The organism is Microbispora sp. NPDC049125, from assembly GCF_040802045.1.
Lineage (GTDB): Bacteria > Actinomycetota > Actinomycetes > Streptosporangiales > Streptosporangiaceae > Microbispora.
In genome coordinates this window covers 70,342-94,679 of the sequence record NZ_JBEZDW010000021.1, presented here as the reverse complement: position 1 = coordinate 94,679, position 24,338 = coordinate 70,342, and the positions used below count along the sequence as shown (strand labels likewise).

Genomic DNA, 24,338 nt, shown 5'->3' with positions numbered 1-24,338 from the left:
GTCAGATGTACCGGCCCTTCAGCGCGCCGTCCGGCCCGGCCAGGAAAAGCGTGGCGTTGCCCAGGTCCTGGACGACGGCCAGGTCCGTGTCGGCGGGGTCGTCGGCCTCGCTGACGAGCGCGGCGGCCTCCAGTGCCGTGGCTCCGCTGGACACCGCCATCGCGACCGCCACCTGGATCGCCGACAGCGTGAGCGAGGGCAGCTCCACCCCGGTCGCGGCGTACGTCCGGCCGGTCTCGTCCCGTACGGCCGCGCCTTCGGGCGAGCCGTTGCGGGCGCGGGCCGACCGGGCCAGCGTGATGATCTTAGAGTCCTCGGGGTCCAGCTCGTCTGTCACGCGTCAAGAGTACCGACCCTGCGGGCGAACAGCCTGGCCAGCTCCTCCGTGCCGGCCTGGTCCGGAGGGGCGAGACCGGCGTGCGCGACCGCGACGAGCACCTGCCCGGCGCGCGCCACCACCACGTGCATCTCGTACGGGTAGCCCCCCACGCGACCGGTCAGCCGGCGGGCGGCCCACTCGTCGCCGGCCGAGACCGGCAGGGCGGAGGACGTGAGCCGGTCGGCCCCCAGACCGCCGCCGTCGGCCGTCTCGCACCGAGCCATCGCCTCGCGCAGCTCTTCGAGGTGGACGACGGCGTCGCCCCCCTCGTAGACCGCCACCCCGATCGCGGCGAGCTCCCCGACGTGGACGCCCTCGTACGTCGCCGCCGTGACGCCGCTGAGACCGGCCCGGGGAGGACGGCCGGCGACGGCGGCGAACACCGTGCGGCAGGACGCGGCGCGGGCCCGGAAGGGCGGCCGCCACGCGGCCCTGGGGCGGATGGACAGGCCCGGCGGCAGGTCGGCCACGCCGATGAACAACGTGCGCAGCTCGGTGATCTGGGTGGGCGCCCGCGCCGAGGCGTAGGTCACCCGCCCGGTGCCGCACGCGCCCGTCGCCATGACAAGACCGCACACGACGGCCGTTTGGATGATCCGCATCTCCGTCTCCCGCGCCGGGGGCATGTTCGCGAGATGGCGGGGGGCGGCCCGTCGTCCGGGCCGGAGGAGGCCCGGCGGGCGTACCCCGCCGAAGCTCTACCTTCCCCTTATCGAATACGGGCAATCACCGAAAGTAATCGACACGCCGAAACGGTGCCGGCACATCAACGCGGGGCTCCCATCCCGCCGGATGGGAGCCCCGCATCGACTACATATCCCCCAAAGAGTCACCGGTGCGCCGTGAACCCCTCCCGGCGCCCCGGGACTCCCCCTACAGACGCCCCGAACCCCTCCTGGGCGCCTGGTGCAACAGTGGCGGAGCCGGCTTGCAGAACGCTTGAAGACCGGTTGCACCTCCGGCCCGCGCCGTGGCCCGGCGGGCTCACTCGTGTTCGGTGGCCGCCCCGACGACCTCGCCGTCCTCGTCGGACTGCTCCAGGCGGCGCACGACGACCGTGCTGATCCGGTTGCGCCGGCCCGCCAGGTTCTCGGCGGTGAGGCGCAGCCCGCCGACGGAGGCCTGCGATCCGGCGATGGGCACCCGGCCGAGGGAGTGGGCCAGCAGCCCTCCCACGGTGTCGACGTCGTCGACCTCGATCTCGGTGTCGAACAGCTCCGCGAGCTCGTCGACCGGCAGCCGCGCGGTCACCCGGACCGAGCCGTCGTCGAGCCACTCGACCCGCGGCGCCTCCTGGTCGTACTCGTCGGCGATCTCCCCGACGATCTCCTCGATCACGTCCTCGATCGTCACCAGGCCGGCCGTGCCGCCGTACTCGTCGATGACGATGGCCAGGTGGATCTGCCGCGCCTGCATCTCGCGCAGCAGCTCGTCGATGGGCTTGCTCTCCGGCACGTACGTCGCCGGGCGCATGAGCTCGTCGATCCGCGTGGTCGCGTCGCCCGTGTCCTGCATCCGGCGGACGATGTCCTTGAGGTAGGCGATGCCGACGACGTCGTCCTCGTTCTCCCCCACCACGGGGACGCGGGAGAAGCCGCTGCGCAGGGCCAGCGAAAGGGATTGGCTGAGGTTCTTCGTACGCTCTATGAAGACCATGTCGGTGCGCGGCACCATCACCTCGCGCACGAGCGTGTCACCCAGCTCGAAGACCGAGTGGATCATCTCCCGCTCGTCCGGCTCGATCACCCGGCGCTGCTCGGCGAGGTCGACCAGGTCGCGCAGCTCCGCCTCGGAGGTGAACGGCCCCTCCCGGAAGCCGCGGCCGGGGGTGAGCGCGTTGCCCAGCAGGATCAGCAGCTTCGGCAGCGGGCCGAAGATCCGCGTCAGGCCGTACACGACGGGCGCGCTCGCCAGCGCGACCGGCTCGGCGTGCTGGCGGCCGAGGGTGCGCGGCGAGACGCCGACGATGACGTAGCTAACGATGATCATGACCAGCGCCGCCACGGCGTACGCCGACCCCTGGTCGCCCAGCCAGTCGATGAACAGCAGAGTGGCGATGACCGTGGCGATCAGCTCGCAGCTCAACCGGAGCAGGAGCAGCAGGTTGAGGTAGCGCGGAGGGTCGGCGACGATCTCCTGCAGGCGCGGGGCGCCCCGCCGCCCCTCCTTCACGAACTCCTCGGCCCGCACCCGGGAGATGCGGGTCAGCGCCGTCTCGGCGCTCGCCAGCAGGCCGCCGATCACGATCAGGACGACGGCAGAGGTCAGCCAGCCGTTGTTCACGGCTTCCGCCGCACCTCCCGCCAGGCTTCGAGCAGCTCGTCCTGCAGGCCGAACATCTCCGCGTGCTCCTCGGGCTCGGCGTGGTCGTAGCCCAGCAGGTGGAGGATGCCGTGGGTGCACAGCAGCTCCAGCTCGGCCTGCGCGGCGTGCCCGGCCTCCGCGGCCTGCTTGGCGGCCACCTGGGGGCAGAGCACGACGTCGCCGAGGAGCGCCGGGTCGGGAGACGGGTCCTCGTCCCGGCCGCCGGTGTTGGGCCGCAGCTCGTCCATAGGGAAGGCCAGGACGTCGGTCGGGCCCGGCTCCCCCATCCACTGCTCGTGCAGCTCCGACATGGCGGCCTCGTCGATCACCAGGATCGACAGCTCGGCGAGCGGGTTGATGCCCATCCGGCCGAGGACGTGGCCGGCCAGCTCGACCAAGGCGGACTCGTCGACCTCGACGCCCGACTCGTTGGCCACCTCGATGCTCACGGGGTCTCCTCCCCGGCCGTGCTCGGTGTCATCGCCGGCCCCGCTGGCGCTTGGCGATCGCGCGCGGCTCCGACGCCATCGCGGCGTCGTAGCGCCCGTACGCGTCGACGATGTCGCTCACGAGCTTGTGCCGTACGACGTCGGCGCTGGTCAGATGGCTGAAATGGATGTCGTCGATGCCGTCGAGGATGTGCTGGACGACCTTCAGGCCGCTCTCCTGAGCGCCGGGCAGGTCGATCTGGGTGACGTCACCGGTGACGACGATCTTCGAGTTGAAGCCGAGCCGGGTGAGGAACATCTTCATCTGCTCGGGCGAGGTGTTCTGCGCCTCGTCCAGGATGATGAAGGCGTCGTTCAGCGTGCGGCCACGCATGTACGCCAGCGGCGCGACCTCGATCGTGCCGGCGGCCATCAGCCGCGGGATCGAGTCGGGGTCGAGCATGTCGTGCAGCGCGTCGTACAGCGGCCGCAGGTAGGGGTCGATCTTCTCGTAGAGCGTGCCGGGCAGGAACCCGAGCCGCTCGCCCGCCTCGACGGCCGGCCGGGTCAAGATGATCCGGTTGACCCGCTTGTTCTGCAGGGCCTTGACGGCCTTGGCCATCGCCAGGTACGTCTTGCCGGTGCCGGCGGGGCCGATGCCGAAGACGACGGTGTGCCTGTCGATGGCGTCGACGTACCGCTTCTGGTTGACCGTCTTGGGGCGGATGGTCCGGCCGCGCGCGGACAGGATGTCCAGCGACAGGATCTCCGCGGGACGGTCGGTGGTCATCCGCAGCATCGCGATGCTGCGCTCGACCGCGTCGGGGGTGAGCTCGGCGCCCGAGCCGACCAGCTCCACCAGCTCCTCGAAGAGGCGGACGACGACTCCGCTCTCCTCCGGGCTGCCGGTGATGGTGATCTCGTTGCCGCGCACGTGGATGTCGGCGCTGAAGGCGTTCTCGATGACCCGCAGGAGCTCGTCCCGCGAGCCGAGCAGGCTGACCATCGCCCGCCCCTCGGGGATGACTACCTTCGCCTGGGTCTTGTGGGTGTTGTGTGACTCGGACATGGGCGGCCCTAGGGGCCCGATCGCCTCCCTTGAGTTCCCTCTCATGCTAGCCGCTCACCCGGGGGGCCATGCGAGGCTCCGGCCCCCGATCACGTGGGCGTGAACGTGGAAGACGGTCTGCCCCGCGCCCGGCCCGGTGTTGAGCACCACCCGGTAGCCCGAGCCGGCCACGCCCTCCTGCACGGCCACCGCGTGGCAGGTGGTGAGGAGGTCGTCCGCCAGGCCGTCGTCGACGGCGGCGAGCGCCGCGGCGTTCTCGTGATGGGCTTTGGGGATGACCAGAACGTGGGTCGGGGCCTGCGGGTTGACGTCCCGGAAGGCGAGCGTCCTGGCGGTGTCCATGACGACGTCCGCCGGGACCTCCTTGGCCACGATCTTGCAGAACAGGCAGTCGCTCACGAGCGAAAGACTAGCCTGCGCCGCTTGATGATGACGGTAAAGATCCCCCGGGCTAATGTGGGTGTGCGACACTGCACCAGAAAAAAACACCCCTAGTGTCGGGCGAGGACACCACTGGGTCATGCCCCCTAATGATTCGGAAGAGCGTAAACCCTCCGGGAATGACGAGCGTCCTATAGACGTGACCACCGAGACCCTCGTGGCCGACAGGTCGCTGGGGGCGGTGCCCGTCGGGTGGGACGCCGACATGGCCGTGACGGCGCTTTACAGCGCCCACTATCGGTCACTGGTGCGTCTCGCCGTGTTGCTGGTGCGCGACGTGGCCAGCGCGGAAGAGGTCGTTCAGGACGCGTTCGTCGCCATTCACGGCGCGTGGCGCAGGCTGAGGGACACCGACAAGGCACTCGCCTACCTGCGCCAATCGGTCGTCAACCGATCCCGTTCCGTGCTGCGTCATCGCGCGGTCGTCGAGAAGTACGCCCCGAAGGGGCTCCCCGACGCGCCGAGCGCGGAGAACGGGGCCATCGGCGAGCTCGAGCGCTCCGCCGTCATCGAGGCGCTCCGCGGTCTGCCCACCCGGCAGCGCGAGGCGCTGGTGCTGCGGTACTACGGTGACCTGTCGGAAGCCGAGATCGCGCACGCGATGGGCATCAGCAAGGGCGCGGTGAAGAGTCACACGGCCCGCGGCATGGCCGCACTACGGATGGCACTGGAGCAGTTCTCATGAACTTCCCGCCCGACGACGAGTACGGCGAGTTGCTCCGCCGTGCAATGCGCGCGGAGGCGGACTCGGTCGTGCCGTCTCCCGAAGGACTGGAGATCATCCGCACGCGGATCGACAGCCGGCGCGGCCTGTTCGGCCTGCGCGGGATGCCCTGGTGGCGGATCGGGGCGTCCGCGGCCGGAGCCGTGCTCGTGGCGGGCACGGTCGTGATGGTCATCCCCGACCTGCGGACCCAGGTCGCCGAGACCGTGGGCATCGCCCCGGCGAACGGAGGAGAGAACCAGCCGCCCGACACAGGCACCTCGTCCGTGACCCGGCCGCCGATGGCGACCCCGCCGGGGGTGGTGCCGCCGATCGCCTCGGCGAGCCCTCGCGCCCACGCGTCGCCGCTGCCGTCGCACAAGACGGGCCCGACCGCCAAGCCCAACCCGGCGAGACCCCATCCCTGCCCCTCGCCCACCGCCGGAGTGGTCGAGCCGGACGCGACCGTCTCGCCGACGTGCTCCCCGAGGGAGACCTCCCAGCCGACGACGCCGAGGCCCACCACGCCGTCGACGCCGACGGCGGGCCCGACCGTCTCGCTGACGCCCAGCCCGACGCCCACTCCCGCGGACACGCCCACGGAGACTCCGACCTCCCAGGCGGCCGAGGAGACCCCGGCGTCCTAGAGCCCGGCGTCACAGCGACGGCGTACGCCCCTTGGCGGGCGGCGCGACCTCAGATCACCAGCGGCCGCAGCGGGACAGCAGGACCGCCGCCGCCGCGACCCCCGCGGTCGACGTGCGCAGCACGGTGGGCCCGAGCAGGGCCGGTACGGCTCCCGCGGCCCGGAAGCCGGCGATCTCCTCCTCGGCCACGCCGCCCTCGGGGCCGACCACGACGACGATGTCGCCGCGATCCTCGGCGGACGGCAGCGGGAGGCGGCTCAGCGGCTCGGCGGCCTCCTCGTGCAGCACGACCGCCAGCGCCGCCCCCCGGATCAGCTCGGCGGCCTGGGCCGTGGTGACCTGCTCGGCCACCTCCGGCAGATGGAAGCGGCGGGCCTGCTTGGCCGCCTCACGGGCCGTGCCCCGCCAGCGGGCCAGCCCCTTGGCGGCCCGGTCGCCCTTCCACTGCGTGACGCATCGCGTGGCGGCCCAGGGCACGATCACGTCGACGCCGGCCTCGGTCATCATCTCGACCGCGAGCTCGCCCCGGTCGCCCTTGGGCAGGCCCTGCACCACGACCAGGCGGGGGCGGGGCGCCGGCGCCTCGAACCTGCGCAGCACGTCCAGGGTCAGCGACTCCTTGCCCGCCGCCGCCACTACGCACTCCGCCACCCGGCCGGCGCCGTCGGTGAGGTCGACACGCTCACCGGGGCGCAGCCGTCGCACGGCGGCCGCGTGACGGCCCTCCGGGCCGTCGAGGACGATCCGGCCCGCGGGCTCGCCCTCGCCCGGGCGGGCGGCGTCCGAGAGGAACAGGGGAACGCTCATGTGACGGGCGCGTCAGCGGCCGTTGAAGGCGTCCCGGAGCCGCGAGAAGAAGCCCTGCTGCCCGGGGGTGAACTTGCCGGGCGCCCGCTCCTCCCCCCGCAGCTTCGACAGCTCCTTGAGCAGCTCCTCCTGCTGCGGGTCCAGCTTTGTGGGGGTCTCGACGGTCACGTGGATCAGCAGGTCGCCCCGGCCGGTCTCGTTGAGCCGCTGGACGCCCCTGCCGTACAGGGGGATGATCTGGCCGGCCTGGGTGCCGGGGCGCAGGTCGACCTCCTCGGCGCCGTCGAGCGTCTCGATGGACAGCGAGGTGCCGAGCGCCGCCGCGGTCATCGGGATCGTCACGGTGCAGTGCAGGTCGTCGCCGCGCCGTTCGAACGTCTGGTGGGGCCGCTCGACGATCTCCAGGAACAGGTCGCCGGGAGGGCCGCCGCCTGGGCCGACCTCGCCCTCGCCCGCGAGCTGGATGTGCGTGCCGTCCTCGACGCCCGCGGGGATCCTGACCTTGATCGTGCGCCGGGTCCTGACCCGCCCCTCGCCGGAGCACTCCAGGCAGGGGTGGCGGATCACGCTGCCGAAGCCGCCGCACTGGGGGCACGGGCGGGAGGTCATGACCTGCCCCAGGAACGAGCGGGTCACCTGGGAGACCTCGCCGCGGCCGTGGCACATGTCACAGGTGTCGGGGTGGGTGCCGGCCGCGGCGCCCGAGCCCTGGCAGACGTCGCAGACGACGGCCGTGTCGACGACGATCTCACGGGTCGTGCCGAACCCGGCCTCCGCCAGGTCGAGCTCCACCCGGATGGTCGCGTTGCGGCCGCGCCGGGCGCGGGACCGCGGCCCGCGGCCGCCGCCGGACGAGCCGAAGAAGGCGTCCATGATGTCGCTGAACGGGAAGCCCGCCCCGAAACCGCCGGCTCCGGCGCCCGCGCCCGAGCCGCCGAAGGGGTCGGCCCCCATGTCGTACATCCGGCGCTTGCCCGCGTCGGAGAGCACCTCGTACGCCTGGGTGATCTCCTTGAACCGCTCCTGGGTCTCCGGATCGGGGTTGACGTCCGGGTGGAGCTCGCGTGCGAGTCGGCGATACGCCTTCTTGATCTCTTCCGGGCTGGCGTCACGGCGGACCCCGAGGGTCGCGTAGTAGTCCTTGGACACTTATGACCCCGCCAGGATCTGGCCGACGTAGCGCGCCACGGCGCGAACCGCACCCATCGTCACCGGATAGTCCATTCGTGTCGGGCCCAGCACTCCGAGCCGGGCCAGTTCCTTGTCGCCCGAACCGTACCCCGCGGCGACGATAGAGGTGCCGCGCAGGCCGCTGTACGGGTTCTCCGAGCCGATCCTGACGGTCAGCTCGGACATGCCGTGCGTCTCGCCCAGCAGGCGGATGAGCACGACCTGCTCCTCCAGCGCCTCCAGCACGTCGCGCAGGCCCACGCTGAAGTCGGCCGCCGCCAGGTTGGCCGTGCCGCCGAAGACGAGTTTCTCCTCGTGCCGCTCGACCAGCGTCTCGAGCAGCACGGAAAGTATGGTCGCCGCGACCTGCCTGTCCTCGGCGGGGAGCCGCTCGGGCACGTCGGCGACGGTCTCCGGCACCCGGGACAGCCCGCAGCCGTCCAGGCAGCCGTTGAGCACCGCGCGCAGATTGGCGATGCGCTCGTCGGCGACCTCCTCGGGGAGGTCCACGACCCGCTGCTCCACCCGGCCCGTGTTGAGGATCAGGACGAGCATGACCCGCCGCTCGGACAGCGGCACGATCTCGACGTGCCGGACCGACGAGCGGGTGAGTGAGGGGTACTGCACGACGGCGACCTGCCGCGTGAGCTGCGCCAGCAGCCGCACCGTCCGCATGACGATCTCGTCGAGGTCGACGGCCCCGGCGAGGAACGTCTCGATCGCCCTGCGCTCGGCGCCGGACAGCGGCTTGATCTGCGACAGGCGGTCGACGAACAGGCGGTATCCCTTGTCGGTCGGGACCCGGCCGGCGCTCGTGTGGGGTTGCGCGATGTATCCCTGCTCCTCCAGCGCCGCCATGTCGTTGCGGATGGTCGCCGGGGAGACGCCGAGGTTGTGCCGGTCCACGAGGGCCTTCGACCCGACCGGCTCGTTGGTGGACACGTAGTCCTCGACGATGGCACGGAGCACCGCCAGCTTGCGGTCGTCGAGCAAAGTGTCACCTCCCTGCGCGTGGAAACACCCACTCTGGCACTCTGTGTTCCCGAGTGCCAAGTGTACGGCCCCCAGCCGTGGCGTGCGATAACGCCGAGGACATCGGGGACAAGCCGACTGCAAATCGCTTACAAGTCACATAGGCGAACGTTCCGTCCATGAACGATGATCGTTACCCGGGTCCGGCCACCCTCCGGCTGCCCCGTGCCTCCGCGCCGGGCCGGGCCGGCCCTCCCGGCGCGTCCTTCGCCCCCGGTGAGCGGCTCCTGTGGGTCGCGCTCGCCTGGGTGCTGTTCGCCGTGTTGCTCTTCGCGGGTGCCGGCGGCTTCGCCGGGGGCCTGTTCACCACGATCGACGACATCGCGCCGGGGACCACCTTCGCCGGAGACCAGACGGTCGAGGTCACCCTCGACCCCGAGGCCCACCCGGCGATCTACGCCAGCGCCGACGAGCCCACGGACGTGAAGTGCCAGGTCGGAGACGGGCAGGACGCGCGGATCAAGCTCACCAGGCCTACGACGTCCCAGCGGCTCTCCGCCGGGGGCACCGACTGGGAGCCGCTGTTCGCCGTCGCCGTCCCGGCGGCCGGGCCGTACCAGGTGACCTGCGAGGGCGACGGCGTCACGTTCGGCGTCGGCAAGGAGCTCGCCGCCGGCGCGGGCCCGCCGGCCGGCGGCGCCGCGTTCCTGGCGCTGCCGTTCCTCGGCCTGCTCGCCGCCGTGGTCGTGACGGTCGTCGTCCTCGCACGGCGCGCCGGCGCGCGGCGCATGGCCCGGTGACGCCCTACGGCGGGCCGCCGGTTTGCTAGCGTTCCCGGCATGTATGGGCGGGACGTGCTTTCCGGTGATTGGCGGCGCCCCAAGCGGGGGCAGATCCCCGAGGTTCCGGCGGAGAACGACCTCGTGGTCGAGGACGCGGAGGGCCGCTTCTGCGGCGCGGTGGTGGCCTGCGACAAGGAGGCCGTCACGCTGGAGGACCGGTTCGGCCGGCGGAGGGTCTTCCCGCTGACGCCCGCCGCGTTCCTCCTGGAGGGCAGGCCGGTCACGCTCGTACGGCCGTCCGCCGGGCCGTCCGGCCCCGCGCGGAGCGCCTCGGGGTCGATCGCGGTCGGCGGCCTGCGGGCTCAGGTGGCCAAGGGCAGCAGGATCTACGTCGAGGGCGTCCACGACGCCTCGCTCGTCGAGCAGATCTGGGGTCACGACCTGCGGGTGGAGGGGGTCGTGGTGGAGTACCTGGAAGGCGTCGACGACCTGCCCGCGATCGTCGAGGAGTTCGCCCCCGGGCCCGGCAGGCGGCTGGGCGTCCTGGTGGACCACCTGGTGCCGGGTTCGAAGGAGAGCCGCATCGCCGCCCGGGTCCGCGGGGACGACGTGCTCGTCGTGGGCCACCCCTTCGTGGACATCTGGCAGGCGGTGAAGCCGGCCGCGCTCGGCATCCCCGCATGGCCGGACGTGCCGCGCGGCGTCCCCTGGAAGGAGGGCGTGATCGCCGCCCTGGGCTGGCGCATGGACCCCCAGGAGGCCTGGCGGCACATCCTCGGCCGGGTCAGAACGTTCGCCGACCTGGAGCCCGAGCTGCTCGGCCGGGTGGAGGAGCTCATCGACTTCGTGACCGAGCCCGGCGCCTGACCCCCGCCGATCCCGCGCCGGTGCGCGGATCGGCCACGTCCGGCGACGCGCCTGCCGCGTCTTCGCTCACAACGACCGCGCGAGCCGGAACCCCAGGTCGTCGATGCGGAAGGTGGGATGGCTCTTGCGCCGGCACGACGCGCGGCATCCTCGCGGCTGGTCGTAGGCGCTTCCGCCACGGAACACGCGGTACGGGCCGTAGACGCCGGGATCGTAGACGTCCCAGCACCACTCCCACACGTTGCCGATCATGTCGTGGAGCCCCCACGCGTTCGGCGCCTTCCCCGCGACGTCGTGCACGTCCCCGCCGGAGTTCCCGCGGTGCCAGGCGATCTCGTCCAGCTCTCCGTAGCGGACGCCGCTCGTCCCGGCCCTGCAGGCGTGCTCCCACTCCGCTTCTGACGGGAGGCGATACCCGCCGGCTCGCCAGTCGCAGGTCACGTCCAGCCCGTCGGGGTCGTCGCCCATCGAATAGCAGGGCCGCAGCCCCGTCGCACGCGAGAGCGCGTCACAGAACCTGACGGCCTCCAGCCAGGAGACATCGGTCACCGGCGTCAGCGGCCCCGCCGGGCCGGCCGGGACGTCGCCCAGAACGGCGCGGTACAACTCGCGGGTCACGGGATGCGGCGCGAGACGGAAGGCCTGGACATCGACCTCCCAGTTCGTCTTCGTGCCCTCGTCCCGCAGGACGATCGTCCCGGCGGGGATCACGGCCATGCTCGGGGCGATGGCCTGGCTCGGCGTCGCGGGGCTCATCCGTGTCATCCGGCGGTCAGGTCGCGGACCACGGCGTCGGCGAGCAGCCTGCCCCGCAGGGTCAGCACGGCCCGCCCGGCCTTGAAGTCCGCCACCTCCAGCAGCCCTCCCGCCAGCGCCCTGGCGCACGCCGTACGGGCCTCGGGTGCGAGGTCGGCCAGCGGGAAGCCGGAGGCGAGCCGCAGCTCCAGCATGACCCGCTCGACGGCCCTGTCCTCCTCGGTCAGCACCTCGCGGGCGTGCGCGGGCGAGGAGCCCGCGGCGAGACGGCCCGCGTACGCCGCCGGGTGCTTCACGTTCCACCAGCGGGTGCCGCCGACGTGGCTGTGCGCCCCCGGCCCGACGCCCCACCAGTCGCCGCCGGTCCAGTAGAGCAGGTTGTGGCGGCACCGCGCCTCGTCCGTGCGGGCCCAGTTGGAGATCTCGTACCACCGCAGCCCTGCCGACGTCAGCGCCTCCTCGGCGAGCAGGTAACGGTCGGCCGCGACGTCGTCGTCGGGCATCGGCAGCTCGCCGCGGCGGATGCGCGCCGCCAGGCGGGTGCCGTCCTCGACGATCAGCGAGTACGCCGAGACGTGGTCGGGACCGGCCGCCATCGCCGCGTCCAGGGAGGCCCGCCAGTCGTCGTCGCTCTCCCCCGGCGTGCCGTAGATGAGGTCCAGGTTGACGTGCTCGAACCCGGCGGCGCGCGCCTCACGGACGGCGTCGGCGGCCCGCCCGGTGGTGTGCCGGCGGTCGAGCACCTTCAGGACGTGATCGCTGGCGCTCTGCATGCCGAAGCTCATCCGGGTGAAGCCCCCGGCGCGCAGCGTCTCCAGGTATCCCTGATCGACGGACTCCGGGTTGGCCTCGGTGGTCACCTCCGCGTCCGGCCGCAGGCCGAACTCCTTGTCGATCGCCTGGAGGATCCGTACGAGATCGGGCGCGGGCAGCAGCGTCGGCGTGCCGCCGCCGAAGAACACGGTCTCCACCGGCAGGGCGGCGTCACCCAGCACCCGGCGGGCCAGCCGTACCTCCTCGATGGCGGTCTCGGCGTAGTCACGCTGGGACGCGCCCGGCCCGAGCTCGGCGGCCGTGTAGGTGTTGAAGTCGCAGTACCCGCACCTGGTGGCGCAGAACGGGACATGCACGTAGAAGCCGAACGGACGTGAGCCGAGCCCGTCGAGCGCGGCGGGTGGCAGCTCGCCGCTCGTGGGGACGGGATCGCCGTCGGGAAGCACGGAAGGCACGCTCCCCAGTCTGCCGTCACCTTGGCGCTGCCATCGACGCCCTGGGCACCGGGATCCGTCGCGAGAAGTAGCTCTCTATCCGTCTTTGTCGCGCTCACCCTATATCACACAATATGTCGCGCCGGTTATTCTAATACACGCCCGTTCGGCCGCCACGCAACGCCACGACAAATCGTCGCCTTCTTGGGGCCGGTCGCCGTACACGCACGGGAGTGGAACACCCGGTGATTTTCGCAGCGCCCGGGGGAAGGGTTTCGATCTTTCCTGCTGAAACTCAAGGATGCGCCAGGAGCTTTTACCGGCCGACCGGGAGGGGATCAACCTGGCCGAGTGCGTCGATCTTTCATTGACGGGCAGGGGCGTCGCGAACACGCTGCCCGGGCTCTCGGCCCGCGGAGCGTTCCGGTCTCATACACGGCCGGAGCCGCAGTGCGTGCCCAGATCGCGGCAAGCAGTTTCAGGTGCAGGTTATCGGGGGTAATCATGCGTGACGGCGACCGGTCGAACGACGAGGCGAGCGAGCTGACGCGACGCCGGTTCATCCAGTTCTCCAGCCTGGCGGGCACCACCGTACTCGCGGGCGCGGGCGTTCTTTCCGGTGCCGGGCACGCGCTGGCCGCGTCTTCATCGGCACTCGCCACAGGGCCCGATCCCAAGGAGTGCGGTAAGACCAGCGACTCGGACTCTCTCTGGCAGCGCAGCCAGAAGTGTCACAGCAACAACACCTGCCGGCAGAACCATGCCGACTACGTGGTGATGGGCGGCGCCAAGAGCAAGAAGAACTACGTCAACTATATTCTCGTCCCCACCGAGCGGATCTACGGTATCGAGTGTTCCTGGATCTGCGGCAGCAGTGCGCCGAATTATTGGAACGCCGCGGACTATTATGCCACCCAGCCTCCCACCGTGGTCCCCACCCCTGTGGGGCTGGGAATCAATTCAAAGCAGGCCAGAGATTTCAACCAGCTGCACATTCATATGGCACGTGCGCGATGGGAGTCCTGGCACGACCTCGCCGCCCAGGACAACTTGGCCGCCACGACAGTGGCGAAGTGGGCGGACTCGCGCGTGTCGATCCGAGGTCTCAGCCAGAATCTCGGGATCATCCCGCACACCTACCGAGTGCTCATCTGGCCGGGATTCACCCACGACAATCTCTTCGCCATGCTCAGGACCATGCTGAGGCACGCTCTCGGACATGGAGCGACCACCGCCCAGGCACAGGCGATCATGCAGTATCAAACGCTGATCGTGATACCTCGGCCCGCCGGAGGCTACTACATCGTCAACAGCGAGAAGGTCTTGAAAGACCCGAACACCCCCAAGCTGGTCGGAACCGACACCTGCGACCCGTTGCTTCTCATGCATCCTTGACCGTCTCCTGGTGGTCCGGCCTCCTTCCACGCGGGGCGTACCACGGTCAACCGAGGACGCGCCGCGCGACATGGTCCCACTTGTCGGAGTGGCCGGGATAGGCGAGGAGCCTGCGCAGGAGCTCCTGGTCTCCGTGGTAGGCCCGGAACGCCTCGCCGATCGTCACGCTCCCGGGCCGCTCCAGCACCTCGATCTCGTCCCCCGCGCCCAGCTCTCCTCGCTCCACCACCCGGAAGTACGCCCCGGGACGGCCGGCCTCGGTGAACCGCCTCACCCAGCCGCGCTCGTCGATCCAGTTGCGGAACACCGCGCAGGGGATGCGCGGGGCGGTCACCTCCAGGACGGCGGTGCCCACTCTCCACCGCTCGCCGATCATGGCGCCGGTCACGTCGGCCCCGGTGGTGGTGAGGTTCTCCCCGAACTGGCCGTCGCGCAGGTCGCGTTCCATCCTCGGCTGCCACCAGTCGTAGTCCTCCCGGGCGTAGGCGTAGACCGCCTGGTCCGGGTGGCCGTGCCGGGCCATGTCCGCGCGCTCGTCGCCCGCCAGGCCGTTGTCCAGCACCGCGACCCGTCCCGCCACCGGCCGCTTGTCGATGGCCGTCCGCTTCAGGTCGGCGACCCAATCGGCGTGTACGGCCCGGCCGGCGTTCACGGAGAGGATGCGCATGCGCAAACGCTAACCCACCCCATCAGGGCGAGCTAAGCCTTTTGCGCCCTATTTGCGGCCCTTGTCCGTAGAGGGCGACTCGGTGGAGAGCGCGGCGACGAAGGCCTCCTGGGGGACCTCCACCCGGCCGACCATCTTCATCCGCTTCTTGCCCTCCTTCTGCTTCTCCAGCAGCTTCCGCTTGCGGCTGATGTCACCGCCGTAGCACTTGGCGAGCACGTCCTTGCGGATCGCCCTGATGTTCTCGCGGGCGATCACGCGGGCGCCGATGGCGGCCTGGATGGGCACCTCGAACTGCTGCCTGGGGATGAGCTCCTTGAGCTTCTTGGCCATCTCGACCCCGTAGGCGTACGCCTTGTCGCGGTGGACGACGGCGCTGAACGCGTCGACGGTCTCGCCCTGCAGCAGGATGTCGACCTTCACCAGGTCGGCGTCCTGCTCCCCGGACGGCTCGTAGTCCAGCGAGGCGTACCCCCGCGTCTTGGACTTGAGCTGGTCGAAGAAGTCGAAGATGATCTCGCCGAGCGGCAGCGTGTAGCGGATCTCGACCCGGTCCTCCGACAGGTAGTCCATGCCCTGGAGCTGGCCCCGGCGCCCCTGGCAGAGCTCCATGATCGCGCCGATGAACTCCGAGGGGGCGAGGAGCGTGGCCTTCACCACCGGCTCGTAGATCTCGGCGATCTTGCCTTCGGGGAACTCCGAGGGGTTGGTGACGACGATCTCGCGCCTGTCCTCCATCACCACCCGGTAGATGACGTTCGGCGAGGTGGAGATGAGCGACAGGTTGAACTCGCGCTCCAGCCGCTCCCGCACGATCTCCATGTGCAGCAGGCCGAGGAAGCCGCACCGGAAGCCGAACCCGAGCGCCGCCGAGGACTCGGGCTCGTAGACGAGCGCCGCGTCGTTCAGCCGCAGCTTGTCGAGGGCCTCGCGCAGCTCCGGGAAGTCGTCGCCGTCGATCGGGTAGAGGCCCGAGTAGACCATCGGCTTGGGATGCGCGTAGCCGCCCAGGGCGTCGGCGGCCGGCTTGGCGGCGTTGGTCACCGTGTCGCCGACCCGCGACTGCCGGACGTCCTTCACGCCGGTGATCAGGTATCCCACCTCGCCGACCCCGAGGCCACGGTCCGACGGCATGGGCTCGGGCGAGATGACGCCGATCTCCAGCAGCTCGTGCTGGGCGACGGTGGACATCATGAGCACCCGTTCACGCTTGGACAGGTGCCCGTCGATGACCCTGACGTACGTCACGACGCCGCGGTAGGTGTCGTACACCGAGTCGAAGATGAGCGCGCGGGCCGGCTTGCCGGCGTCCCCCACCGGCGCCGGGACGTTGGCGACGACGTGGTCGAGCAGCTCCTTGACCCCCACGCCGGTCTTGCCGGACACGCGGAGCACGTCACCGGGGTCGCAGCCGATGAGGCCGGCGATCTCCTCGGCGTACTTGTCCGGCTGCGCCGCGGGCAGGTCGATCTTGTTGAGCACGGGGATGATGTGCAGGTCGGCGTTCATGGCCAGGTAGAGGTTGGCCAGCGTCTGCGCCTCGATGCCCTGGGCCGCGTCGACGAGGAGGACCGCGCCCTCGCACGCCTCCAGCGACCGGGACACCTCGTAGGTGAAGTCCACGTGCCCCGGAGTGTCGATCATGTTGAGGACGTGGCCGTTCCACGGGAGGCGGACGGCCTGCGACTTGATCGTGATCCCGCGCTCACGCTCGATGTCCATGCGGTCGAGGTACTGCGCGCGCATCGACCTGTCGTCGACCACGCCGGTGAGCTGCAGCATCCGGTCGGCGAGAGTCGACTTGCCATGGTCGATATGCGCGATGATGCAGAAGTTGCGGATCAACGCGGGGTCGGTCTGGCCAGGCTGAATGCGCACCGAGGTCCGTTTCGACAAGTTGGGTGACTGCCATCGGCAGGGCCGCGGGCCCTCCCGTCAAGGGCTGGCGGACCAGCCACCCTCCATGGTGGCATGTCCGGATGCTTGCCTCGACCACCAGACGCGCTGTGCGGTGGGCCGCCGTCGTCCTGGCCGTACCGGTCGTGCTGTGGCTGGCCGCCACGGCCGCGCTCCGCCTGCAGTTCACCGGATCGCCCGCCGCGTGGACGAAGACCACCGGGCACGACGCGCTGTGGATGGGCCACGCCTGGGTGGACGGCCGCCGCGGCGCCGCCGACATGGACGCCCTGGCCGCACGGCTGCGCGGGAGCGGGATCAGGGACGTGTACGTCCACAGCGGGCCGCTCGGCTACGACGGGGCGCTCGACCCGGCGAAGTACCCCGGCGCGAGGAGCTTCCTGGCCTCGTGGCGGCAGAAGCTGCCGGGCGTGCGGGTGTCGGCCTGGCTGGGCCAGACGGTGAACGACAACGGCCTGCCTCACCTCGACCTCGGCGACGCGGCGGCCCGCGCCCGGATCGTCGAGGGCGCACGCGCGATGGTCGCCCTCGGCTTCGACGGCATTCACTACGACTTCGAGCCGGTCCAGGACGGCGACGCCGCGTTCCTGGCGATGCTGCGGGAGACCCGGCAGGCCATCGGGGGCAGACTCCTGTCGGCCTCCACCCAGCAGATCGAGCCGCTGTCCGGCGTCCGGTACCCCGCGCGGCTGGCCGTCGGGCATGACAAGTACTGGACGCCTGGGTACTTCCGCCAGGTCGCCGTCCTCACCGACCAGGTGGCGATCATGACGTACGACTCCTTCACGCCCCTGAAGTCGGTCTACGGCGGGCACGTCGTACGGCAGGCCGAGCTCGCCATGGACCTCGTCCCCGAGAGCAGGACCCTCCTGATCGGCGCGCCGGCGTACCACGACCACGGGGTTCCGTTCAGCGACTACGCCGAGAGCGTCGCCGGCGCGGCCGAGGGGACGCGGCTGGCCCTGACGGAGCACGGCCCGAGGACCGCCATGGGGCTGGCGATGTACGTCGACTTCGCCGCCACAGAGGAGGACTGGAGGGAGTACGAGACGGAATGGGTGCGGCCCGTGCCGAGATGAGGGCCGAGATGAGGGGCCGAGATGAGGGCCGGTGGCCGCTTCTCAAGGTAAGATGCGTCTGCAGGCAATGGCCCATGGGCGCGATTTGAGCGGCGGGCCGGACTGTTGGTATCCTGTTCAACTGCGTGTGGCGCGCCCTCTCACGAGCCCGCGCGCCCCATCCGACCCAGACTTCATACCGAGGCTTTCTTCGTGGCGAACATCAAGTCCCAGATCAAGCGCAACCGTCAGAACGAGAAGCACAGGCTGCGCAACAAGGCCGTCAAGTCGTCCCTGAAGACCGCGGTCCGCAAGTTCCGCGAGGCCGCCGACCAGGGCAACGTCGATGACGCGATCGTCGCCCTCCAGGTCGCGTCGCGCCAGCTCGACAAGGCCGTCAGCAAGGGCGTCATCCACAAGAACCAGGCCGCGAACCGGAAGTCGGCGATCGCCAAGCGCGCCGCCGCCCTCCAGGCCGCCAAGTAGGTCCGACCAGGGCTTCCACGCCGCATCCCCCATGCCGGGGGGTGCGGCGTTCTCTGTTCGCCGCCCCGGTTCAGCGTGCCCCGGCCCCCGCCCGGGCGTCCGCCGCCTCCGGAACGCGGTGACGGACCTCGGGCAGGACGAGCACGGCGAGGTTCGCCCCGGCGACCAGCGCGGCCGCCGTGACCAGCGGGATCGCGTTTCCGGTCCACTCCGCGAGGGGCGCGGCCACGGCGAGCCCCAGCGGCCGGGCGGCGAAGGAGATCAGCGAGTCGAACGAGCCCACCCTGCCGAGCGCGCCCTGCGGGATCCCTCGCTGCATCGCGGTCTCCCACAGCGGCATCAGCACTCCCAGGCCGAGCATGGCCACGAAGTAGGCCGCCGCGACGACGGCGATCGGGGCGGGGATCGCGAAGGCGATCAGCGGGCAGGCGTACAGTGCGGCACCTGCGGCCGTCGCCGCCAGCGGCCGCCTGATCGGCAGCCGCGGCGCGGCGACCGTGCCGAGCACCATCGCCACGGTCCCGGACTGCGCGATCACCAGCCAGGCGGACTCGCCGCCCAGAGCGCGTACCGCGATGAGCGGTCCCAGCGTGAGCAGCAGGCCCGCGCCGAGGTGCCAGACCCCGTGGCCGAGCACGCTCACGAGGAACCACCGATGACGCCTGGCCTCCCGCCAGCCCTCGGCGAAGTCGGCGACGACACGGCTCGAAGTTCTCACGCGAGGCGCCGTGACGAGCCCGCCCAGGGTGAGGGCGGACACCGCGAAGCCGATGCCGGTGAGCAGGAAGGACCACCCCGCCCCGAGCCACAGCGTGAACCCTCCGGCGAGAGCGGGGCCCGCCATCTGGGCGATCCCGCCGAGCACGCCCATCCGGGCGTTCACCCTGAGCCGCGCCTCAGGGGGGACGACGCCGGTCACCAGAGGCGACACGGCGGGCACGCCGAAGGCCACGGCCGCGCCTGTCACGGCCGCCAGCACGGCGATCTCCGCGACCGAGGGGTGACCGAGGAGAAGCCGGAGGCCGATCGCGACCTGGGCGGCGCACCGGACCAGGTCGGCCACGAGGATGACCTGCCTCGGCGGCAGCCGGTCCGCCAGCACTCCGCCCACCGGTAGCAGCAGGAGCATGGGCGTCATCTCCGCCGCGAGGACGAGGCCGAGATCGAGGGCGGACCCGGTCGCCCTGATCACGGCGAGGGTGAGCCCGGTGGGGATGAGCGCGGTGGCGACGGCGGCGACGGTACGGCCCGCCATCAGGCGTCTGATCATACGGAGACGATATTTCGCTGACGAATCATTCGTCAACGAAATATCTACTCGTATGATGCGAGGGTGGACGACTCAGTGGACCGGCACATCGCCCGGTGGCGCGGGAAGACTCCCTTCGACGAGCGCGTGGAGGCGATCGTCACGCGGATGCAGTTCCTGGTGAAACACGTTTCCCACGCCAAGGACGCCGCGCTGAACGCGGTGGGCCTCCAGGAGTTCGAGTTCGAGACCCTCCATCGTCTGGCATCGCGCGGTGAGGGAGGCCGGGTCACCCCCTCGGAGCTCGCCGCCGAGCTCAAGGTGTCGCCGGCCGGCATGACCGGACGGCTGGACACGCTGGAGAAGGCCGGCCTCGTCCGGCGGATCCGCAGCGTCGAGGATCGCCGCCGGGTGGACGTGGAGCTCACCGAGGCGGGCCACAGCGCCTGGCAGAGGGCGATGGACCTGCGCGGCGAGGCGGAGGACGACATGGTCGGCGTGCTCGGCAGGGAGGATCAGGACACCCTCGCCGTCCTGCTCAAACGGATGCTGCTCCACATGGAGGGGGACGACCGGCCACACGGATGAGATGGGCTCCTGGAGGACCGGCGGGCTGACGGTGGCGCGCTCAGCGACCGGTACGGCTGGCCACGATGACGTGGATCGCCTTCTCCATCGCGTACGCCGGGTCGGCTCCGCCACCCTTGACCTGCTCGTCGGCGGTGGCCACGGCCTGCACGGCGGCGGAGATGCCGTCCGGCCCCCAGCCGCCGAGTTGGCGCTTGACCCGATCGATCTTCCACGGGGGCATTCCCACGTGGGAGGCGAGCTGCCCGCCGCGCAGGTTGCGGGGAGCGCCGCCGACCTTGGCCAGCGACCGCAACCCCCCGGCGAGGGCGCTGACGATGAGCACCGGCGCGACGCCGGTGGCGAGGGCCCAGCGGAGCTGCTCCAGCGCCTCGCCGAGCTTCCCCTCGATCGCCAGGTCGGCGATGGCGAACCCGCTGACCTCGGCCCGCCCGCGGTAGTAACGGGCGACGGCGGCCTCGTCGATCGTCTTTCCCTCGGTGTCGAAGGCGAGTTGCCCGCATGCGGCGGCGAGATCGCGCAGGTCGCCGCCGACCGCGTCGAGCAACGCCTGCGCGGCGGCCGGGGAGATCGTCCGGCCCGACCGCCGGACCTCGGCTCTGATGAATTCGAGCCGCTCCCCCGGCTTGGCCGGCTTGGCGACCGTGACCACGTCGGCGCCCGCCTTCCTGACCCCGTCGACCAGCGCCTTCCCCTTCACCCCGCCGGGGTGGGCCAGCACCAGGACGGTGTCCTCAGCCGGGTGGGCGGCGTACTTCACGATCTCGGCGATGACGTCCTTCGCCAGGTCCTGGGCGCCGCGGATCACCACGACGGCCCTGCCGCCGAAGAGCGACGGCGAAGACAGGCGGTTCAGCTCCCCTGCCTCCACCTTGGAGCCCTGGAGCTCATGGATCTCAGCGTCGGGGTCCTCCGCCCGGGCCTCGGCGAGGACGGAACCGACGGCCCGGTCCGCCAGGAACTCCTCGTCGCCGACCACCAGGGTCACGAGTGCTGGGTTCGCCATGCCACGCAGCATGCCATGCGTTGCCGGTGACGGCACATCGGCCCGCTCACCTCTCGCGAGGGAGCCTCGTCGGTGCACGGCCGGCTCCGTTGCCGCCGACGAGGACCGCGTCAGGGGGGTGCTCCGCCTCGGGGGACGACGGCGAGGTGGCCGCCGGACGCGACCACGGCGAGATCACCGGACAGGTCGGTCCGGTAGGTGCGCATGCCGAGCCAGCTCAGGCGCCGCATCGTCAGGGGGGCGGGGTGGCCGTAGTCGTTCACCGCGCCGACGCTGATGAGGGCGGCGCGGGCCCCGGTGGCGGCGAGGAACGCCGGGTCCTGTCTCGACGAGCCGTGGTGAGGCACCTTCAGGAGATCCACCCGCGGCACTCCGTGGCGTAACAGCGCGGCCTGGGCCTCGGTCTCCAGGTCCCCGGCGAGCAGAGCCGATCCCACCGGGGCGCCGCTGCTCCCCGGCCAGCGGACCAGGAGCACGACGCTCGCGTTGTTGGCGACGGCTCCCTCCCCCGGCCCTTCCGGGCCGGCGCCGGGGGCGGGCGCGAGCACGGTGATCTCGGCCGGTCCGAACCGCCAGCGGACTCCTGGAGCGCTCACCCATTCGGGAATCCGCCGTTTCCTCAGCTCCCTGGACACCCGGGCGGCCTCGCCGGTGGGGACTCTCCCGGGGCTGACCAGGACGGCCCCGGCCGACCGGCCGCGAAGCACTCCCGTCAGGCCTCCGACGTGGTCGAGGTGGGGATGGGTGAGCACCAGCAACGGCACCTGCCGGACGCCGAGGTCGCGCAGGCAGCGGTCGGCGGGCCCCGGCTCCGGCCCCGTGTCCACCACCACCGCCCGGCCGGGCCCGGCCGACACCGCGATGGCGTCGCCCTGGCCGACGTCGCACGCGACGAGCAGCCATCCCGGCGGCGGCCATCGCGAGACCACCGGCCCGGCGACGAGCACGGTCAGCAGCCCGCCGGCCACCACGGCCCCGGCCAGTCTCCTGCGGGCGCGCCCCCGCAGAACGAACCAGCCCAGCACCGCCGCCACGGTGAGGAGCACCAGGCCGGGCAGGCCACCGGGCCAGTCGAGTGTCGCGAGCGGCACACTCGCCGCCCGATCGGCCACCGCGATGATCCAGCCGACGGCCCACCCGGCCGGGCGGACCAGGAGTTGCGCCGCGCCCATGCTGAGTGGTGCCACCACCGCGGCGGCGAAGCCCAGCACGGTGGCGGGTGCGACGGCCGGCTCCGCCAGCAGGTTGGCCGGGATCGCGACCAGGTCGAGCCGGCCGGACATCAGCACCAGCAGCGGCGTGACGGCCGCCTGCGCGGCCGCGGGCACGGCCAGCGCCTCGGCCGGCATCATTGGCATCCGATCCGCCAGCCGGTCGCGCCATCGTGGGGCCAGCACCAGGATGCCGCCGGTCGCGAAAACCGACAGGGCGAATCCATACTGGCGGGCCAGGCCGGGGTCGAACAGGACGAGCCCCAGCACGGTGGCGGACAGGGCGGCGACACCGTCCCGGGAACGGCCCGTCCCCAGGGCCGCCGCCGCGATCGTCCCCATGACGAGGGCACGCAGCACGCTGGGCGAGGGCCGCGCCACGACGGCGAAGGCGACCATCGCGACGACCGCCACCGCGGCGCGCACAGTGAGCGGCAGGCCCGCCAGCCGGGCGATCAGAAGCGTGGCCCCCGCGACGATCGCGAGATTGGTGCCGGACACGGCGGTGAGGTGGCTGAGGCCCGCCGTCTTGAAGTCGTGCTCGACCTCCTCGTCCATGCGCGACACGTCGCCGACGACCAGACCGGGGAGCAGCCCCCGCTGTTCAGGAGGCAGGACGTCGCTCGCCTCCCGTAGCCCGGCACGCAGAGCACCCGCCGCTCCCTGCACCGCCGTCGGCCCGGAGAGCGGCTGAGGCGGCCCGCGTACGAACATGACGGCGGCGGTCAGCTCCCCCGGCTCCCCGGCGGCGAGGCGCCCCCGCACCCTGACCCGCTGGCTGGGCAGCAGTGAGCTCCACCCGCGTCCCGAGCCCAGCAGAACCACGGGGGCGTCCACCGTGAACCGCTCCGCCCCGGCGCCGAGGATGACGATCTTCGCGTCGGCGACCGCCATGTCCCGCCGCACGACGCCTCCCCGGTGCTGCCGGATCCGGGGATCCGCGGTGAGGACGGCCTCCGCCGTGACCGTCGCCCCCCGGGCCGCCAGGTCCGCCACCGGCCCACTCGTCACCGTGTGCACCTTGAACGCGACGACCGCCGCCACCGCGGCCACGGTGACCAGCACCCCCGACACGACCGTGCCCACGGCTTGCCCGGCGTCCCGCTCCCCCGCATCGCCGGCCACGCGGCGCCGCCCGCGGAGCACCAGCAGGAGCACGGTGGCCGTGAGGGCGCAGACGGCCGCCACGGCCGCCCCCGCGGCCGCCGGGCATCCGAGCAGCACCAGGGCCGCCAGCCACCCGGCGGCCGCCGGGAGAACGAGCACGACGGAGAACCCGCCCGCGTGCCCCTCCCCCGACGCGGAGGACCGCCACCCGGCTGTCATACCGTGACCTTGGCTCGTAGATCGGCGAACTTCTTCTCACCGATGCCGGAGACCTCGCGGAGCTGGTCGACGGTCTGGAAGCCGCCGTGCGCGTCGCGAAACTCGACGATCCGCTGAGCCAGCACCTCCCCGACGCCGGGCAGCGCGTCGAGCTGCTCGGCCGTGGCTGCGTTGAGGCTCACCACCGCGTCGCCGGTGGGCGCCTGCGCCGCGCCAGGACCGGGACCAGCTGGCTGAGCCGCGCCCACGACGATCTGCTCGCCGTCCACGAGGCGCCTTGCCAGGTTGACACCGCCCGGGCTCGCCCCCTTCCTCACGCCTCCCGCGGCCTTGATCGCATCCACGACCCGGGAACCGGTGGCCAGCGTGAGGACGCCCGGCCTGCGTACCTTTCCCGACACGTACACGATCACGCTCGACGTCGGAGACGGGGACGGCTCGGCGGCGACCACGGCGACGCCCGCGGGAGCCGGAGGCCGCTGGACGATCGGCTCCGCCACCGGCCGCGACCGCCAGGCGACCATCCCGGCGACCAGCGCCGCGAGAAGCCCTGCGGCCACCAGCACCCGCAGCCCGGGGGTGCCCGCGTCAAGCCGTGGCAGAGCCACCCTCCACTTCGACCGTCCGAGGGCCGCGATCTCCTCCATTCGACTCCTCATCGGTGCCGCCATCTCGTCCTCCTCGGCAGGCTGGTCAAGGTATGCGGCCGTACCGGCCTGGCGGGCGGAGCCGAAAGACGGCGGCGGGCCCGGCGACGCCGGTGAGGAGCGAAGCCGAGCCGAGGGCGGCCACGCGTCCACCGGCCGGGTGAGCCCGCGCAGGCGCGCCTCGGCGGCCACGCGGTGATCCCGCTGCTCCTTGCTTCGCACGCCAGAGACGCTAGGTGGCCGACGCCGGCCCGC

At 71.7% G+C, this 24,338-nt stretch carries 25 protein-coding genes; 8 read left to right on the top strand and 17 right to left on the bottom strand.

Annotated elements, in window-relative coordinates:
- Position 1 precedes the first annotated feature (1 nt).
- The 6 genes from AB0B72_RS23790 to AB0B72_RS23765 all read right to left on the bottom strand — a co-directional run bounded on the left by AB0B72_RS23790 (position 2) and on the right by AB0B72_RS23765 (position 4,579).
- A complete protein-coding gene (locus AB0B72_RS23790; protein WP_367741111.1) occupies positions 2 to 337 on the bottom strand; it encodes a cytidine deaminase in 336 nt (111 codons plus the stop codon).
- The gene (locus AB0B72_RS23785) at positions 334 to 981 is read right to left on the bottom strand and encodes a hypothetical protein (protein ID WP_367741110.1); all 648 of its coding nucleotides are present in this window, start codon (positions 979 to 981) and stop codon (positions 334 to 336) included. Before AB0B72_RS23785 ends, AB0B72_RS23790 begins: the two co-directional genes overlap by 4 nt.
- 382 nt (positions 982 to 1,363) lie before the next feature.
- Entirely contained in the window at positions 1,364 to 2,662 is a 1,299-nt protein-coding gene (locus AB0B72_RS23780; RefSeq protein ID WP_367741109.1) for a hemolysin family protein, read from the bottom strand.
- On the bottom strand, positions 2,659 to 3,132 hold the full coding sequence (gene ybeY, locus AB0B72_RS23775; RefSeq protein ID WP_367741108.1) for an rRNA maturation RNase YbeY: 474 nt from the start codon (positions 3,130 to 3,132) through the stop codon (positions 2,659 to 2,661). The genes AB0B72_RS23780 and ybeY overlap by 4 nt, the downstream gene beginning before the upstream one ends.
- A 28-nt stretch (positions 3,133 to 3,160) precedes the next feature.
- Positions 3,161 to 4,180, bottom strand: coding sequence for a PhoH family protein (locus AB0B72_RS23770; protein WP_367741107.1), 1,020 nt, complete (start codon positions 4,178 to 4,180; stop codon positions 3,161 to 3,163).
- A gap of 54 nt (positions 4,181 to 4,234) precedes the next feature.
- Positions 4,235 to 4,579, bottom strand: a complete 345-nt coding sequence (locus AB0B72_RS23765; protein ID WP_367741106.1) for a histidine triad nucleotide-binding protein — start codon at positions 4,577 to 4,579, stop codon at positions 4,235 to 4,237.
- 247 nt (positions 4,580 to 4,826) lie between these two features.
- Here AB0B72_RS23765 and AB0B72_RS23760 point away from each other — a divergent pair, with 247 nt between their 5' ends.
- Positions 4,827 to 5,306, top strand: a complete 480-nt coding sequence (locus AB0B72_RS23760) for a SigE family RNA polymerase sigma factor (RefSeq protein WP_169945498.1) — start codon at positions 4,827 to 4,829, stop codon at positions 5,304 to 5,306.
- A complete protein-coding gene (locus AB0B72_RS23755) occupies positions 5,303 to 5,971 on the top strand; it encodes a hypothetical protein (protein ID WP_367741105.1) in 669 nt (222 codons plus the stop codon). The genes AB0B72_RS23760 and AB0B72_RS23755 overlap by 4 nt, the downstream gene beginning before the upstream one ends.
- Positions 5,972 to 6,025: 54 nt before the next feature.
- Here the strand turns inward: AB0B72_RS23755 and AB0B72_RS23750 are convergent, their stop codons facing one another.
- Genes AB0B72_RS23750 through hrcA form a run of 3 tightly spaced genes read right to left on the bottom strand, consistent with a single transcriptional unit; the run spans position 6,026 to position 8,941 of the window.
- Positions 6,026 to 6,778, bottom strand: a complete 753-nt coding sequence (locus tag AB0B72_RS23750; protein ID WP_367741104.1) for a 16S rRNA (uracil(1498)-N(3))-methyltransferase — start codon at positions 6,776 to 6,778, stop codon at positions 6,026 to 6,028.
- A 12-nt stretch (positions 6,779 to 6,790) separates the two neighbouring features.
- Positions 6,791 to 7,927 (bottom strand): molecular chaperone DnaJ, encoded by a 1,137-nt coding sequence (gene dnaJ / locus AB0B72_RS23745; RefSeq protein WP_367741103.1) that lies wholly within the window; start codon positions 7,925 to 7,927, stop codon positions 6,791 to 6,793.
- Positions 7,928 to 8,941 (bottom strand): heat-inducible transcriptional repressor HrcA, encoded by a 1,014-nt coding sequence (gene hrcA, locus AB0B72_RS23740; protein WP_367741102.1) that lies wholly within the window; start codon positions 8,939 to 8,941, stop codon positions 7,928 to 7,930.
- Positions 8,942 to 9,099: 158 nt separating this feature from the next.
- On the opposite strand from hrcA, the gene AB0B72_RS23735 reads away from it, so the two are divergent.
- Together AB0B72_RS23735 and AB0B72_RS23730 are read left to right on the top strand one after the other, a co-directional pair.
- Entirely contained in the window at positions 9,100 to 9,720 is a 621-nt protein-coding gene (locus AB0B72_RS23735) for a hypothetical protein (RefSeq protein ID WP_367741101.1), read from the top strand.
- 39 nt (positions 9,721 to 9,759) lie between these two features.
- On the top strand, positions 9,760 to 10,569 hold the full coding sequence (locus tag AB0B72_RS23730; protein WP_367741100.1) for a DUF3097 domain-containing protein: 810 nt from the start codon (positions 9,760 to 9,762) through the stop codon (positions 10,567 to 10,569).
- 66 nt (positions 10,570 to 10,635) lie between these two features.
- Here the strand turns inward: AB0B72_RS23730 and AB0B72_RS23725 are convergent, their stop codons facing one another.
- Together AB0B72_RS23725 and hemW are read right to left on the bottom strand one after the other, a co-directional pair.
- Positions 10,636 to 11,325: a formylglycine-generating enzyme family protein gene (locus AB0B72_RS23725; protein ID WP_367741099.1), complete on the bottom strand. Its 690-nt coding sequence runs from the start codon at positions 11,323 to 11,325 to the stop codon at positions 10,636 to 10,638.
- 5 nt (positions 11,326 to 11,330) lie between these two features.
- The gene (gene hemW / locus AB0B72_RS23720; RefSeq protein ID WP_367741098.1) at positions 11,331 to 12,554 is read right to left on the bottom strand and encodes a radical SAM family heme chaperone HemW; all 1,224 of its coding nucleotides are present in this window, start codon (positions 12,552 to 12,554) and stop codon (positions 11,331 to 11,333) included.
- A gap of 483 nt (positions 12,555 to 13,037) precedes the next feature.
- Here hemW and AB0B72_RS23715 point away from each other — a divergent pair, with 483 nt between their 5' ends.
- Positions 13,038 to 13,928 (top strand): CDP-diacylglycerol diphosphatase, encoded by an 891-nt coding sequence (locus tag AB0B72_RS23715; RefSeq protein WP_367741097.1) that lies wholly within the window; start codon positions 13,038 to 13,040, stop codon positions 13,926 to 13,928.
- 46 nt (positions 13,929 to 13,974) lie between these two features.
- Here the strand turns inward: AB0B72_RS23715 and AB0B72_RS23710 are convergent, their stop codons facing one another.
- Positions 13,975 to 14,595, bottom strand: a complete 621-nt coding sequence (locus AB0B72_RS23710; protein ID WP_367741096.1) for an MOSC domain-containing protein — start codon at positions 14,593 to 14,595, stop codon at positions 13,975 to 13,977.
- A 48-nt stretch (positions 14,596 to 14,643) separates the two neighbouring features.
- Positions 14,644 to 16,473, bottom strand: coding sequence for a translation elongation factor 4 (gene lepA, locus AB0B72_RS23705; RefSeq protein ID WP_367741095.1), 1,830 nt, complete (start codon positions 16,471 to 16,473; stop codon positions 14,644 to 14,646).
- Between the two features lie 101 nt (positions 16,474 to 16,574).
- Here lepA and AB0B72_RS23700 point away from each other — a divergent pair, with 101 nt between their 5' ends.
- Positions 16,575 to 17,591, top strand: a complete 1,017-nt coding sequence (locus tag AB0B72_RS23700) for a hypothetical protein (RefSeq protein ID WP_367741094.1) — start codon at positions 16,575 to 16,577, stop codon at positions 17,589 to 17,591.
- 192 nt (positions 17,592 to 17,783) lie between these two features.
- A complete protein-coding gene (gene rpsT / locus AB0B72_RS23695; protein WP_367741093.1) occupies positions 17,784 to 18,056 on the top strand; it encodes a 30S ribosomal protein S20 in 273 nt (90 codons plus the stop codon).
- A gap of 70 nt (positions 18,057 to 18,126) precedes the next feature.
- On the opposite strand, the gene AB0B72_RS23690 is transcribed toward rpsT, so the two are convergent.
- Positions 18,127 to 19,326 carry an MFS transporter gene (locus AB0B72_RS23690; RefSeq protein WP_367741092.1) on the bottom strand — a complete coding sequence of 400 codons (1,200 nt, stop codon included), beginning with the start codon at positions 19,324 to 19,326 and terminating at the stop codon, positions 18,127 to 18,129.
- A gap of 63 nt (positions 19,327 to 19,389) precedes the next feature.
- Between AB0B72_RS23690 and AB0B72_RS23685 the strand changes: the two genes are divergently transcribed.
- Positions 19,390 to 19,893, top strand: coding sequence for a MarR family winged helix-turn-helix transcriptional regulator (locus tag AB0B72_RS23685; RefSeq protein ID WP_367741090.1), 504 nt, complete (start codon positions 19,390 to 19,392; stop codon positions 19,891 to 19,893).
- Between the two features lie 40 nt (positions 19,894 to 19,933).
- Here AB0B72_RS23685 and holA read toward each other — a convergent pair whose 3' ends face one another.
- The 3 genes from holA to AB0B72_RS23670 form a co-directional block, all read right to left on the bottom strand.
- On the bottom strand, positions 19,934 to 20,899 hold the full coding sequence (gene holA, locus AB0B72_RS23680) for a DNA polymerase III subunit delta (protein WP_367741089.1): 966 nt from the start codon (positions 20,897 to 20,899) through the stop codon (positions 19,934 to 19,936).
- A gap of 110 nt (positions 20,900 to 21,009) precedes the next feature.
- The gene (locus AB0B72_RS23675; RefSeq protein ID WP_367741088.1) at positions 21,010 to 23,436 is read right to left on the bottom strand and encodes a ComEC/Rec2 family competence protein; all 2,427 of its coding nucleotides are present in this window, start codon (positions 23,434 to 23,436) and stop codon (positions 21,010 to 21,012) included.
- A complete protein-coding gene (locus AB0B72_RS23670; protein ID WP_367741087.1) occupies positions 23,433 to 24,305 on the bottom strand; it encodes a helix-hairpin-helix domain-containing protein in 873 nt (290 codons plus the stop codon). Before AB0B72_RS23670 ends, AB0B72_RS23675 begins: the two co-directional genes overlap by 4 nt.
- Positions 24,306 to 24,338: the final 33 nt, after the last annotated feature.